Source organism: Roseibium sp. MMSF_3412 (assembly GCF_030733265.1).
Taxonomy (GTDB): domain Bacteria; phylum Pseudomonadota; class Alphaproteobacteria; order Rhizobiales; family Stappiaceae; genus Roseibium.
The window spans coordinates 678138-691834 of record NZ_JASHJI010000001.1 but is presented as its reverse complement, the minus strand read 5'-3'; the positions used below and the strand labels follow the sequence as shown (position 1 = coordinate 691834).

11 protein-coding genes are annotated in these 13697 nt (G+C 59.3%); 3 read left to right on the top strand and 8 right to left on the bottom strand.

Features of this window, described 5'->3' with window-relative positions; translation table 11 throughout:
- The first annotated feature begins 140 nt into the window (after positions 1–140).
- Complete coding sequence (locus tag RBB49_RS03095) at positions 141–1148, top strand: beta-propeller fold lactonase family protein (protein WP_306141195.1); 1008 nt, start codon at positions 141–143, stop codon at positions 1146–1148.
- A gap of 69 nt (positions 1149–1217) precedes the next feature.
- Entirely contained in the window at positions 1218–1835 is a 618-nt protein-coding gene (locus RBB49_RS03090) for a GntR family transcriptional regulator (RefSeq protein WP_306141194.1), read from the top strand.
- A gap of 34 nt (positions 1836–1869) precedes the next feature.
- Here the strand turns inward: RBB49_RS03090 and RBB49_RS03085 are convergent, their stop codons facing one another.
- From RBB49_RS03085 to RBB49_RS03055, 7 genes are all read right to left on the bottom strand, one after another.
- A complete protein-coding gene (locus RBB49_RS03085) occupies positions 1870–2457 on the bottom strand; it encodes a pyridoxamine 5'-phosphate oxidase family protein (RefSeq protein WP_306141193.1) in 588 nt (195 codons plus the stop codon).
- A 24-nt stretch (positions 2458–2481) separates the two neighbouring features.
- The gene (locus RBB49_RS03080; protein WP_306141192.1) at positions 2482–3681 is read right to left on the bottom strand and encodes an aminotransferase class I/II-fold pyridoxal phosphate-dependent enzyme; all 1200 of its coding nucleotides are present in this window, start codon (positions 3679–3681) and stop codon (positions 2482–2484) included.
- On the bottom strand, positions 3678–4316 hold the full coding sequence (locus RBB49_RS03075; RefSeq protein WP_306141191.1) for a transcriptional regulator: 639 nt from the start codon (positions 4314–4316) through the stop codon (positions 3678–3680). Before RBB49_RS03075 ends, RBB49_RS03080 begins: the two co-directional genes overlap by 4 nt.
- 87 nt (positions 4317–4403) lie before the next feature.
- Positions 4404–4820 (bottom strand): MAPEG family protein, encoded by a 417-nt coding sequence (locus tag RBB49_RS03070; RefSeq protein ID WP_306141190.1) that lies wholly within the window; start codon positions 4818–4820, stop codon positions 4404–4406.
- 143 nt (positions 4821–4963) lie between these two features.
- Positions 4964–6553, bottom strand: a complete 1590-nt coding sequence (locus tag RBB49_RS03065; protein ID WP_306141189.1) for a bifunctional aspartate transaminase/aspartate 4-decarboxylase — start codon at positions 6551–6553, stop codon at positions 4964–4966.
- Between the two features lie 18 nt (positions 6554–6571).
- Entirely contained in the window at positions 6572–8281 is a 1710-nt protein-coding gene (aspT, locus tag RBB49_RS03060) for an aspartate-alanine antiporter (protein WP_306141188.1), read from the bottom strand.
- Positions 8282–8396: 115 nt separating this feature from the next.
- On the bottom strand, positions 8397–9791 hold the full coding sequence (locus tag RBB49_RS03055) for an L-serine ammonia-lyase (RefSeq protein ID WP_306141187.1): 1395 nt from the start codon (positions 9789–9791) through the stop codon (positions 8397–8399).
- Positions 9792–10027: 236 nt separating this feature from the next.
- On the opposite strand from RBB49_RS03055, the gene kynU reads away from it, so the two are divergent.
- Positions 10028–11248 carry a kynureninase gene (kynU, locus tag RBB49_RS03050; protein ID WP_306141186.1) on the top strand — a complete coding sequence of 407 codons (1221 nt, stop codon included), beginning with the start codon at positions 10028–10030 and terminating at the stop codon, positions 11246–11248.
- On the opposite strand, the gene RBB49_RS03045 is transcribed toward kynU, so the two are convergent.
- On the bottom strand, positions 11241–13307 hold the full coding sequence (locus RBB49_RS03045) for a bifunctional diguanylate cyclase/phosphodiesterase (RefSeq protein ID WP_306141185.1): 2067 nt from the start codon (positions 13305–13307) through the stop codon (positions 11241–11243). The genes kynU and RBB49_RS03045 overlap by 8 nt on opposite strands.
- Positions 13308–13697 lie beyond the last annotated feature (390 nt).

Sequence of the window (13697 nt, the reverse complement as noted above, 5' to 3'; positions counted from 1 at the left end):
ATTCGCAAAAAGTATGGGTATTACTGAAATTTAATTAGGAAATACGGAAATCGAAATCAAATAGATCTCCAGGATGTTTCTTTGATCTGAAAAGACAAGGGGGTGTCTGTCCAAAGACTGAAACAGACTGGAGGTTGAACATGTCTTTCACCAAAGTTGTCACCAGTGCCGCGACCGCGATGTGTCTGCTCGCCGGTACGGCCCTTTCCGCAAGCGCGGCGACACTGATGGTCGGCAACAAATATGCCGGAACCGTCAGCTTCATCGACCTGGATACGGGGCGGGAGATGCAACGGCCAATCGCCGGTGGCTCACCTCATGAGCTGGCCGTTTCGCCGGACGGCGACAAGGTCGTTGTCGTCTCCTATCTCGAAGACGGCTACATCGGCCGCGAGCTCAACGTGTTTGACGTCGCAACGGCCGAGCACCTGAAGACAATCGATATTTCGCCCCATATGGCGCCGCACGGCATTGCCTGGTTGGGCGACAGCAACAGCGTGATCGTGACCACCGAGGAAACGCGGGACGTGATCACAGTCGACGTCGCCAAGGGAGAGGTGACGGGACACGTGGAGACGGGACTGATCGGCTCGCATCTTCTGGCCATGTCTCCCGATGATCAAACCGCTTTCGTCACCAGCCGCGGTTCCGACAAGGTCTCGGTGATCGACGTGAAGACGATGGAGACCATAAACACGGTGAAGGCGGACACCGGCCCGGAAGCCGTTGATGTCAGCCCGGACGGAAAAGCGCTCTGGGTCGGCAACAATCAGTCCGAAACCATCATCGTGTTCGACGTCGATACGATGGAGCGCAAGCACGTGGTCGAGACCGGGTTTCTGCCGATCCGCGTCCGTTTTGATCCCGCTGGTGAAACGGTTGCCGTGGCGGATCTGAACGGAGACCGGGTGGTCGTCTATGACCGGTCTTCGCATGAGGTCAAAGCGGAAATCGATCTTGCAACTCACGGTGCGCACGGGCCTGCATCGCTGTTGTTCTCGCCGGACGGCAAGTCGCTGTTCACGGGCGCTCAGGATGGCGCGCGGGTCGCGGAAATCGATACTGCCACGTGGACGGTGTCGCGCGTGTTCGAAACCGACGAGGGTGCGGACGGACTTGCCTTCAGTGATCTGAAAGTCGGTGTCTGACGCTTGATGAAGGAGGTTTGCGAGCCTCCTTCTCTTGCTTAAATCCTGTCTTGCCGCTAACCAGAACGCATGAATGGATCTGAAATCTACAAGCGTCTGATCGGTCTTGTCGAAGACCGGGTTTTAAAGCCGGGCGACCGACTGCGCGAAGCTGATCTCGCTGAAGAGTTTGGCGTTTCCCGAACTCCGATCCGTGAGGGCCTGAAGCGGCTCGAGGCGCAGGGGCTCGCCGTACACGAGCCCAACCGGGGCATGGTCGTGCCGACGCTCGACCACGGGCAGATCAACGAAGTCTATTTCATGCGCGAAGTGCTGGAAGGAACGGCGGCCGGACTTGCCGCCAAGCATGCTTCCGCGCCCGAGGTCGAAATCCTGCAGGATCTCGTCAAGGCCGACAGGCAGCGCATCGCCGACAAGGACAGTCTTGTGCGCTCCAACAGGGATTTTCACCGGCGCCTGTGCCTTGCCTCGCACAACCGATACCTTGTTGACCTGATCGAGCACCTGCGGCTGTCGCTGATCCTGATGGCCGGAACCACACTGGATACGCCCGAGCGCCGGGAAACGGCGGTGGAGGAACATGCTGCCATCGTCGAAGCGATTGCGACGGGTGACAGTGAGGCTGCCGAGGCAGCTGCGCGCCTTCATATCGCACACGCCCACAAGACCCGCCTGCAACAGATTTGAGTACTGTGGGGATCGTGCCGCCAATCCTTGGCCCTCAGGGGGCGACCCAGCTTGCGCCGTTCAGTTCGCCGCTGGCGCCATAGGAAAACCGGGCCCGCAGATTGTTGTTCCGCTCCAGCCGGCACCAGTCCAGTGACAGCGCCTTGAAGGAGAGTACCCCGAACCGATCCCTGCCGGTTTCTTCACGCGCGGACATCGGTGCGTGGGCGGCTGGGTCACCATCTGGCGGAAGTTCGTCTCCGGGAGGACCACCCTGGTAGGTGGCCCTGGTATGCGGCGGCAACCGGCTCCAGACCCGGTCGGCCTCGGGTGAACCTGGAGGCGCCAGATCAATTTCACCGCGCAGACGCAGCTGCAGTTTCAGAACGTCCGAATACCCGAGGATCGTCGTGTTGCCATTGTCCTGCAGCTCCTGCCATTTCGGACTTCGCGTGTCGGTGTGAAACTCCAGAACGCGCGTTGCACTCTTGGCGGAGCGAAGCACGACGGTGCGCGCTTCGGGAAACTGGCACCGGCCAAGAGATGCCAGTGTCAGGTAGCGGAATGGCTGTGCCGGATCGGCAGCGGCGGCGGCAAGCGCGTCCCAGGCCTCGCGGTCGATCGTGATCAGGTCGTGCTGCACGGCGTGTCCTCGCTTGGGTGTCGGTTACGTCCGGAACTCCGGGTAGGTCTTGTCGAGATGTTGTTCCATCGCCTTCAGGCCGTCCCTGAAGACCGCGGCGCGCCCGATCCCGATGCGGAAATGGTCTTGCGGTGTCGTGCCGAGTTCACTGGAATAAATGGACGAGGGCAGAAGCAGGACACCGCTTTCCTCGACCAGCTTTCGCGTGAAGGTCTCGACACCGTCCGGACCGAGATATCTTGGAAAGGCGACGCAGCCACCCATCGGGCGTTGCCACTCGAAGAGATCCGGATAAGCGGCGAAGAGCCGTTCGAGCGCGGCGGCATTTTCCATCATGATCGCGCGGTTGCGCGCGAGGATCTTTTGCCTTGCTTTCAAGGCGATCAGGGCCAGGATTTCCGACGGGCCGGAATTGCAGATCGACAGATAGTGTTTGAACCGTTCTGCTTTTTGCAGAAGATCGCGGTCTTGCGAGGCGATCCAGCCAATGCGTATTCCCGGCAATCCGTAAGCCTTGGACATCACGTTGAGGGAAATGCCGCGCTCGTAGTGATCGGCGATTTGCGGCATCCGCTTGGTTTCGTCCAGTTCGACACCGCGATAGACCTCGTCGCTCAGAATGTAGATACCGTGTGCGCGTGCCAGGCTTACGAGGGCCTCGAGCTCTTCGCGCGGCAGCAGGAAACCGGTCGGGTTGTGCGGAAAATTCAGAGAGATCAGTTTGGTGTTCGGCCTGATGGCGTCCTTAAGACGATCGAGATCGAGGTGCCACCCGCCTTGTGACCCGTTTGAACCCGACGAAGGGGTATAGTCCATCGGCACCCCGGTCACGTCGCAGATGGACAGGGGAATTGTCTCCGAACCCTGGTAGTTGGGCGTCGGCACGATGGCATGGTCATCCCGTGTCAGCAGAACATGCGGAACCGCATACAGACCTTCGCCGGCACCCGCCAGACACAGGATGTTGCTCTCTGAAAGCTTGTCATAGGTGCCCGCGATCTCCTGGCGCAGTGCCGGAGCACCCCAGGTTTCCGTATATCCCAGCCACAGGTTTTCAAAGGCTGACCGGTCTTCATCGGATGCGAGCGCCAGAAGTTCGGACAGCGACATGCTTTCAAGATCTGACGCGGTCATGTGGTGCCGTGCGGTGAATTCCCACCTGGAGAAGAACACCTCCAGTCCGAAGTCGCGCATCGGGCGTGGTGTCGTGGCGGTCACGGTCATGCGGACGCTTCCTTGTTGTCGTGCTTTGCTTCCCGAAGCATGTCGTAAAAGTTTGCCCGCGATACCCCGAGCGCTTTCGCCACGTAGTCGCCGGACCCTCTGGCAGAAAGAACGTCGGCCTGCATGAGCCGCCGCATGATCTCGATGCGGGCAGGCCGGCGCAGCTGGCTGTGCACGATTTTCAGATCCTTGAGGGTATCCTCGATGATCGCATTTGTGAGTTCGCGCCAGTCGTTCTTCACGATGGAAGGCTGGGACTTCTCGTCGAGGCGCGCGATCGTGCTCAACAGCGCGGAGACCGTTTCCAGGTCGCCGGTCTTGAAATTGATGCAAAGCAGTCCGATTGGCTGGCCTTCGGCGTCCCGAAAAACCGCTGAAACGGATTTCAGACGCGTCCCGTCCGGGCTGGATTTCCGATAGGGCCCGATAATCCCGTGTTCGTCCAGTTCAGCCGCGTAGTTTTCTGTTTCCAGAAGGGAGTCGTCACCGGCATCGCGCGCGGAAAATCCGTTTTCGATATGAGCGATCGTATTTGTTGCAAGATCGTGCAGGACGACTTCGACCATCTCCGGCATCAGCAGTGAGATCGCCTTGCAAACGGGTTCGAGCGCCTTGAGGTCCGGGTTTTGTATCATCTGGACTTTATATCCAGAAAAAGACTTTTTGTATAGGTATCGTGCTCTGGCTCACTTTGCGAGGCCCTGGCCGGCACCCATGCAGGCTCAGCCGAGACGTTCGACCGCCATGAGCTTGTCGATTGCAAGGACAAGGTTGGCCAGTGCGGCAATGCCGATCACCGTGAATGTCAGCAGCATGCCCGTTACCCGGAAGGCCATGGGTTCCGGCTCGCTGCTGACGCCGTAGGCATGCACGCTCCGGCCAACGAGCAGGAAGAGACCCAGTCCGTAGAGCAGCCAGTGTGCGCCACCCAGAAGCTCGAGCATGAGAAGAAGCAAGAGCGCGAAGGGTGTATATTCGGCGAAATTGCTGTGAACCCGCATGCGTCTCAGCATGAGGTCGTTGCCCCGGTCGCCGAGGCTGATCCGTTCCGTACGGCGTGCGCCGATCACCCGGATGCTCAGGAAGACGTAAAGCAGAGCCAACAGGCTTGCGACAACGGGGGTGATGACGATGGTCACGATATTCTCCAGCACCCGGCAGCGATTTTGTACTTCAGCACCGGTTTCGGCCGGCAGACTGCAAAAGATACGCTGAGCCGGCAAGACCGGTTCAGCTTGTGTCCTTCGTCAGCTGGTGCCTCAGACGTCTTTGGCCAGAAGCACTACTGCTTTGTGTACTCATCGTGATACTCCGAGATCACCTTGCGCGCAAAGGCACCGATCTTTGCGTATTCGGCCTCGGTCAGGTTGGCGAGGGACACGCGCGCGGAGGCGTCGACCACCTCGAAACCTTTTCCGGGCAGGAGAACGACACTTGTCTCCTCGGCAAGCCGGAACAGGAAGTCGTAACCTTTCTTGTTGGCGACGAACCAGTCCGCAAATGCGTCGCCGTACAGGCGTCCGCTCAAATGCTGCAGATTGATCAGTGTATAGTAGTTGACGTCATTGGGCTCACGGTGGGGTGTCACGCCCATGTTGAGTTCAAGCGTGTTGAACCGTTTCCGGATCAGGCTCTTGGCCGCATCCTTGTAGCGGTCGTCGCGGTCGAGCAGACCGGCAAGGGCGAACAGCATCATCTGGATCTGCTGTGGTGTTGAAGCGCCAGCCGTGTGGTTGAGCGCAACGGCCCGGCTGTCCGCAACCAGCCGGTCGATGAACCGGATGTCACGGGGCGCAGTCGTGAGTGAGGAATAGCGCCGGTCGAGTTCCCTTTTCTTGTCTTCGGAAAGGGCGGCGAGAGCCTCGTCGAAGACATTGTCTTCGTGAAGCGCGATGACGCCGAGCCGCCAGCCCGTCGCGCCGAAATATTTCGAGAAAGAATAGACGCACAAGGTGTTGCGCGGACACTTCGCAAACAGCGAGACGAAATCGTCGGCAAAGGTGCCGTAGACATCGTCCGTCACCACGAAGAGATCGGGCCGTCTCTCGTTGATCACCGCCGCAACTCTGTCGAGGTCGTCGGGAGACAGCTTTACCGACGGCGGGTTGCTTGGATTGACGATGCAGAACACCTTGATATCCGGATCGTCCAGCTTGGCGAGTTCCGCATCGCTGAACTGCCAGTCGGCGCCTTCCTCCATCCGGATGTCGACAATGGGCATGTCGTATTCCGGCAGCGGCGGGATCTCCAGATAGGGAGAGAAGATCGGCGTGCCGAGCGCAACCTTGTCCCCGGGCTTGACCAGCCCGTTGGCCTTGAGTGTCTGGAAAATATAGGTCATGGCCGCCGTGCCGCCCTCCGTCGCGAAAACGGAAAACGGGCCGTGCTGCGGCTCGTTGCCGAACATCTCCTTGGCGAGGTAGGCGCCGACAATCCGTTCCGCATGGGAGAGCATGCGCGGGGGCACAGGGTAGTTGCAGCCGAGAAAACCCTCGACCATTTCATGGAGCAGTTCGTGCCGGTGAATACCGAGCTGATCCTTGGCGTAGGACAGCGCGGCACGCAGAAACGTGGTGCCGTCGCGGTCCTCGTGCCGATGGATGAAATTCTCGAACCGCAGCAACATTCCTTCCTTGTCCGGAAGTCCGCCGAAGCCGCTGTCGAGATAGGAATAGGAGCGCTCGGCTTCCTCAACGGAAAAGTCCCCGAGACGCAGAAAGCCCCTGCGCGGATGAGTCGCGAGAAAATTCGGATTGCCCCGGCCGGCATTCAGCATCATGCGCTGGGCAGCCGAAGAGGCAATCTCGATCAGCTTGTCCTTGAGTTCAAACGGGCTGAGTTCCTGATACTGGGAATAGTCTTGTGCACTCATAGGAATTCTCCCGGGTGTTTACTGGGCCGGATTGGTGGATACGAGGCCGACGATCAGCGGACCCCACAGGGTCAGCAGCACGTTGGCAACGGCATAGGTGACGGTGAATGTAACGACCGGGGTGGCGTTTTGCGCCTTGCCCAGGAGAGCCGCGAAGGCGGGATTGGCGCTGCGCCCCCCGGCAACACAGGCAAGCGCCTCGATCGGGTTCTGGATCCGCAGCACGTAATAGGAGAAGAAGAACCCTATTAACTGCGGGATCAGCGTGACACCGATACCGAACAGGAAGATGCTCATGCCCTGTTCTTGCAGCGTCGTCAGAACCTGGGGACCCGCGCTGATCCCGACAACGCCGACGAAGACGGCGAGACCGAAATCCCTGAGAAAATTCACCGCGCCGGTCGGCAGGGCGGCATAGCGCGGATGCGTGCTCCTGAGCCAGCCGAACAAAAGACCCGACAGCAGGCACCCGCCGCCGCTGCCGACTGAAACCGGCACACCGCCGATCTTGAACTCGATGAGCCCGAGCAACAGACCGAGCGTCATGCCGATGCCGAAGAAGATGAAATCGGTGACCGCAGCAGACGTGATCGGGTAACCGAGGGATTTCTGAACGGTATTGAGGTCCCGCGGGCTGCCGGTCAGCTGCAGTTCATCGCCTTTGTGGATCTCAAGATCCGGCAACAGCGGCAGGTCCCGTCCCATCCGGTTCACCCCGGTGACGAAGACATCACGCAGCGCGTTGGACCGGGTGTGGTCGTGTATGCCCTGCAGCTTGTTGCCCGCAAAATCGGGATTGGTGAGAACGATGTTGCGGTTCTCCAGCACAAGCCTGTAGCCGTCAGGTGCCTGGGTTTCGGTGCCAAAAGCGACTGCCGGATTGTCGAGGGTGGAAACGAGACCGGTTACGGCGATAACGTCGCCTGGTTGGAGAGACCGAGCGTCGTCAAGATGGATTTCCTGACCGGCGCGCAACACGGCTTCGACGGCGGCATTGTCAAAGGATGCATCGAGATCCTGCGCCGATTTGCCGATAAAGGGTGTGTCGCTGCCGAGTTGGTAGAACCGCGTGTCGATACGCCGGGCCGCATTGAACTGGCCCGGCTCCAATTCGGCCGATCCGCCTGACATTTTTTCCGCCAGCTTGAGCGCTTCCTTGCGGATGTCCCAGCGCATGACGGTCGGAAAAAACCAGGTGACCATGATGATCGGCCCGATGGAGCCGAAGATGTAGCAGACCGCATACCCGACCGCGATATTGGTTTCCATGACCTGTTTCAGGTCGGCGGAAACGCTGAGTTTCTGGATGGTTTCGCCGGCTGTTCCAATGATTGCCGACTGGGTCAGTCCACCTGCGGCAAGTCCGGCTGCCGTTCCCCGGTCAAGGCCGAAACTCCATGCAAACACGAGCACCGTGAGAAGCCCGAGGATACACATGACCGCAGCTGAAAGGAGCTGGTTGAGTGACTTCAGGGACAGCGCCCGGAAGAACTGGGGCCCGCCCTGATAGCCGACCGCATAGATGAACAGGGCGAAGAAAATATCCTTGACCGCACTGTCGATCGTGACCCCGACCTGTCCGAGCACGACGCCCATGATCAACGTTCCGGCGATGCCGCCGAGAACGAAATTGCCGATCTTCAGCTTGCCGGCAAAATACCCCAGCGCGACCGCAATGAACAGGAACACTAGCGACGACTGCGCCGCCAGCCATGTCAAGACATCCATCTAAAGCCTCCCTTGATTGGTGCAAAGGAGTAGAACACCAACCCAGGGAGAGACTATTGCCGGTTTCGTCGCTTACAGCAAACTTTTCTTCGAAATTGTCATTTTTGTCAGTACTTTAACATTCGACGATGTTAACGGCGAGGCCACCTTGCGAGGTTTCCTTGTACTGCTCCATCATGTCCATGCCGGTCTGGCGCATGGTTTCGATGCACCCGTCCAGCGGCACGAAATGCGTTCCATCACCACGCAGGGCAAGCGAGGCGGCCGTGACGGCCTTGACCGAACCGAGCGCGTTGCGCTCGATGCACGGAACCTGAACGAGACCACCAATCGGGTCGCACGTCATGCCAAGGTGATGTTCGAGCGCGATCTCGGCAGCGTTTTCGATCTGCTCGTTCGTGCCGCCTAGCGCTGCGCACAGTCCTGCCGCGGCCATCGCCGACGCGGACCCGACTTCCCCCTGGCAGCCGACCTCCGCGCCGGAGATCGATGCGTTCGCCTTGATGATGCCACCGACGGCGGCGGCCGTCAGAAGGAAAATACGCACGCCTGCCTGATCGGCCGTGGGGCAATGGTCGAGGTAATAGCGCGCGACGGCGGGGATAACGCCGGCTGCGCCGTTGGTCGGTGCGGTGACGACACGCCCGCCGGCGGCGTTTTCCTCGTTCACCGCCATCGCATAGACGCCGAGCCAGTCGACCACGCTGTGTTCGAACAACGGGTTGCTGCGGCCTTCGCGAACGAGCTGCTGGTAGATGTCGGCCGCACGCCGTTTCACCTTCAGGCCACCGGGAAGGATACCGGCCTGGGTGATCCCCCGGTTGATGCACGCATCCATTGCCGACCAGAGCCGGTCGATCCCCGCTTCTACGTCCTCGACTTTCGTGTCGGCGCATTCGTTGCGCAGCTTCATCTCCGCAATCGACAGACCCGCTTCCCGGCCCATCTCGAGCATCTGCTTCGCCGTGGCGAAAGGGAACGGGACGGTCGGCGCCGTCAGTTCATTCAGCGGTGCATTCGTCGTGTTGCGGAGTTCCGGTTCGCTGACGACAAAGCCGCCGCCGATCGAATAGTAGACGAAGCTGTCTATCTCGGAACCGGTCTTGTCCAGAAGCCGGAAAGTCAGTCCGTTGGCATGCAGCGGCAGCGGCGGGCCATAGTCGAAGATCACATCCCGCGCGGGATCGAAATCAAGCTCGGGCAGACCTGGAATGCGGAGCTTCCGTGCGCTGTTAAGATCCGCCAGCAACGGCTCGACGCAATCCGGGTCGAGCGTATCCGGACGCTCGCCCAGAAGGCCAAGGCAGATGGCCTTGTCGGTCGCATGCCCTTTGCCCGTGAAGGCAAGCGATCCGTGCAGTGTCACGGTGAGACCGGCTGCCAATGCTTCGGCACCGGCGAGACCGCGTACCCTTTCCAGATAGCGGGCAACGGCCACCATCGGGCCGACTGTGTGAGAACTCGAAGGACCGATACCGATCTTGAAGATGTCGAAGACGCTGATGAACATGGAGCCAAACCGCGTTTCAGAGGTTGCAGGTGTCGATTACTTGAACGCACAAGCTACCAAAACGGCTGGTGGCGTCCGATGCTCATACGGGCAAATCTGTGCTGATTGCGACATCCGGTGCGGCGACCGCAGGTTTCGTGGTTTTGCGCGAACGCTCACGGTGATGTGGTTGTTTGCCGGACCGGGCTTTGATAGCGTGCGGCCTCTTTCTCCATCCTTGTTCCAAAGAGCCGTTGATGACCTCACCGCACCCGCTAGATGAGACCGATCCCTTAGCCAGCAAGAAAAATGCCTTCACGATACCGGAAGGCGTGATCTATCTCGACGGCAACTCGCTCGGTGTGCTGCCGAAACACGTTCCGGACAGAATTGCGGATGTCATCGGAACCGAATGGGGCACGAGCCTGATCCGTGCCTGGAACACACACAGCTGGATCGACCTGCCTCAGCGCACAGGCGACCGGATCGGCCGTCTCATCGGCGCACCATCTGGCACGGTGGTGGCCTGCGACAGCACCTCGGTCAACGTGTTCAAGGTGTTGTCGGCGGCCTTGTCGCTCAATCCGGACCGCAGGATCATTCTTTCCGACAACGGCAATTTCCCGACCGATCTTTATGTGGCTTCCGGGCTGAAGGAACTGCTGGTGCGGGGGCACGAGCTCAAGATCGTCGCACCGGAAGAGGTCGAAGCCTCCCTCGACGATCAGGTGGCGGTCATGATGCTCACTCAGGTCGACTACCGGACGGGCCGTGTGCATGACATGAAGACGTTGACACGCAAAGCGCACGATGCCGGAGCGATTGCGATCTGGGATCTGGCGCATTCGGCCGGTGCGATCGAGGTTGATCTGGCAGGCGCAGATGCCGATTTCGCGATTGGCTGCGGCTACAAGTATCTCAATGGCGGCCCGGGAGCGCCGGCGTTCCTCTATGTCGCGGCAAGGCACCTCGACCAGGTGACATCGCCCCTGACCGGCTGGATGGGGCATGAAGCCCCGTTCGCCTTCGATCTCGATTACAGGCCGGTGTCTGGCATCAATCGTATGACCGTTGGGACGCCGGCGATCCTCGCACTTTCCAGTCTCCATGCGGCGCTGGACGTGTTTGAGGATGTCGACATGGCATCGATCAGGGCAAAGTCGGTTTCGCTCAGCGAGTTGTTCATTTCTGAAGTCGAGGCCAGGTGCCCGCAACTGACATTGGCAAGCCCCCGCAACGCTGACGAGCGCGGCAGCCAGGTGTCCTTCCGCTTCGAGGAAGGCTATGCGGTGATGCAGGCCCTTATCGCGGGCGGTGTCATCGGAGATTTCCGGGCGCCCGATGTGATGCGCTTCGGTTTCACGCCTCTTTACCTGTCACATCAGGATGTTGTCGATGCGGTCGCAGTGCTGGAGGAAATCCTGAACACGGGCAGCTGGGACCGGCCCGAATTCAAGACGCGCGCCAAGGTCACATAGCGGCAAGCCTGTGCTGCGTTTCGAGCATGGACAGGAAACGATCCAGGGGAACCGGCCTGGAATAGAGGTAGCCCTGGTACCGGTCGCAGCCGTTCCTGGACAGCCAGGAACGCTGCTCGATCGTTTCGACACCCTCGGCGACGACATCCGCGCCAAGCGCGGTGGCAAGTGACAGGATGAGCTTGACGATCTCGCCGCCGGCATTGATGTCTTCCATGAACACCCGGTCGATCTTGATGCCGTCGATCGGGTAGTTGTGCAGGTACGCAAGGTTGGAATAGCCGGTGCCGAAATCGTCAATGACGACCTGATAGCCGCACGCCTTGAGCGTTGTCAGTGTTTCGCGCGCGTTGGGGATATCGCCAAGGATCACGGATTCGGTGATTTCGAGGGAAATCCTGTCCGGTGCGCAGCCGGTTTGTTCCGGCAAGGATTTCATGAAACCCAGAAACCCGGTGTCTGACAGCTGCCGCGGGGAGACGTTGAGCGCAAGGGTCAGCGGCACGGCGTAGTCGAGCCCGTCGATATGTGTCTGCAGCTTGGCGACTTCCCGTGCGACCCAGGCACCGATGTCCGAAATCAGACCGGCTTCTTCGGCGATGTGTACAAAGTCGTCAGGTCCGATGAGACCCCGCTCCGGATGCTGCCAGCGAAGCAGCGCTTCACCCGAGACGACCCGGTCCGAGCGTGTGCACGCGATGGGCTGGTAGTGAAGGATGAATTCATCCTCTTTCAGCGCGCGTTCGAGGTCTTTCCTGATCGCCCTGTGCTCGTCGCGCAGCTGGCGCATGTGGGCGTCAAATTGAACGCATTTGTTGCTCGCGCCGGATTTCGCCTGGTAAAGCGCCAGATCCGCGTGCCGCATCAACTCGTCGACGGTGTCGCCATCTTGCGGGAAGCAGGCATAGCCGATGCTGAGGCCGACTTTCCTTTGTTTGCCTTCGATGACCTTTGGTCTGGCAAACGACCGCAAAAGCGCATGTCCGAAACTGCCGGGCTCCTTGCCCTCTTTTCCCTCCAGGGTGCAGATCAGAAATTCGTCGCCGCCATGCCGGGCGATCACGTCCTCTGGCCCGGCAAGGGACTTGAGTTCGTCCGCGACCATCTGCAGGAGCGTGTCACCCGCCGCATGTCCCAGGGAATCGTTGACCAGTTTGAAGTCGTCGAGATCCAGAAGATAGAAGGAAGCGGACTGGTTGTTCCGCTTCGCCGCGTGCAGGATCAGCGTCAGGCGCTCCTGAAGGTAGGTCCGGTTGGAAAGACCCGTCAGCGTGTCGTGGCTTGCAAGATACTGCGCGCGTTCCTTCGTCTCGTGAAGTTCCGTGACATCGGTCTCGCTGACGAGATAAGCGGGTTGTCCGGTGACAGCATCGTGGCATGCGCGCACCGTCAGTTCGTGCCACCGCGGACCCGAACGCGTTTTGACGCGGGCGACGAATTTGTGCGTTCGCTCCCTTTCGACGATTTCGAACAGGTCCTTTGCTTCTTCGGCGTGGACAAACTGGTCCAGGAAGGGCGTCTCCAGCGTGACCGAGGCTGCACGGGATGCCGTGTTCCTGTAAAGAGAAGCGCCTTCCTTTGAGAAAAGCGAAATCATCACGGAGGTATGCAGCAGGGCTTCGGCGCTGCGAAGTGTTTCCGGCTGCTGCTTGTGATGCTCGCGGCCCTCGCACAGGAGCGCCATCCGGCCATCGCGCAGGCGGATACCGCTCATTGCGATCTGAAGCACCTTGGGCTGACCCTTGGGATAGAGTGTCCAGATCTCCGAAAAGCTGACATCGCTTGTGCAGAAGTCCTGCTGGTACTGGCGCAGGCGTTGTTCCACGGCGGGTGACATGTCGGCACCGAGGTCGCGGGATTGCAACTCCTCAAGAGAGATCGCGTCCGTGATCTCGAGGGTCTTGCGATTGGCCCACAGATACCGTTTGTGGTCGAAATCGAAAATCCAGACAGCAGCGTCGAGGCGGTCGTAAAGCTCCAGAAGTATGGACTGATCGACCTTGCCTTCGGCTATGTCGATTGCGGCAGTGTTTTCAACTTCACTCTCATTTACGAACAATTCCGCGCGGTTAGACAGTTTTCCCTCCAACGAACAACCACGACTTCGACCGCATACCGGTTTAGCCTGATGTCACTTAGGTCTTCTTGTTCTTTTGTCCGGCTCACTCACGATTGCCAAAACCTGCATGCAACTTTAGTCGAGAATTTCTGAAGTCGGCTTAAGAATAATGTTTCAAATTGAATTCGTTGAGGAAAAGCTCAGAAGTTATTGTCATATTTACGTAGATTGGCGGTGCTTTCTTCTTTGAGGAGTGCATTTTTTTCTCCGCTACTCGCACATTTAAATTCGCGCATTACGTGAACAAGGGTGATGCTACACGTTATTTTCGGGTTTGTTGACTCCGAATAACTGTGCGCCTTTGAACGAAATCCGAGGAAATTCTGCAAA

Bases quoted from the DNA above. Each gene is read 5' to 3' on its own strand.
- RBB49_RS03065 (WP_306141189.1), bottom strand. From the start codon at position 6,553: ATGAGTGCACAAGACTATTCCCAGTATCAGGAACTCAGCCCGTTTGAA.
- RBB49_RS03055 (WP_306141187.1), bottom strand. From the start codon at position 9,791: ATGTTCATCAGCGTCTTCGACATCTTCAAGATCGGTATCGGTCCTTCG.
- RBB49_RS03090 (WP_306141194.1), top strand. From the start codon at position 1,218: ATGAATGGATCTGAAATCTACAAGCGTCTGATCGGTCTTGTCGAAGAC.
- RBB49_RS03080 (WP_306141192.1), bottom strand. From the start codon at position 3,681: ATGACCGTGACCGCCACGACACCACGCCCGATGCGCGACTTCGGACTG.
- aspT (WP_306141188.1), bottom strand. From the start codon at position 8,281: ATGGATGTCTTGACATGGCTGGCGGCGCAGTCGTCGCTAGTGTTCCTG.
- RBB49_RS03095 (WP_306141195.1), top strand. From the start codon at position 141: ATGTCTTTCACCAAAGTTGTCACCAGTGCCGCGACCGCGATGTGTCTG.
- kynU (WP_306141186.1), top strand. From the start codon at position 10,028: ATGACCTCACCGCACCCGCTAGATGAGACCGATCCCTTAGCCAGCAAG.
- RBB49_RS03075 (WP_306141191.1), bottom strand. From the start codon at position 4,316: ATGATACAAAACCCGGACCTCAAGGCGCTCGAACCCGTTTGCAAGGCG.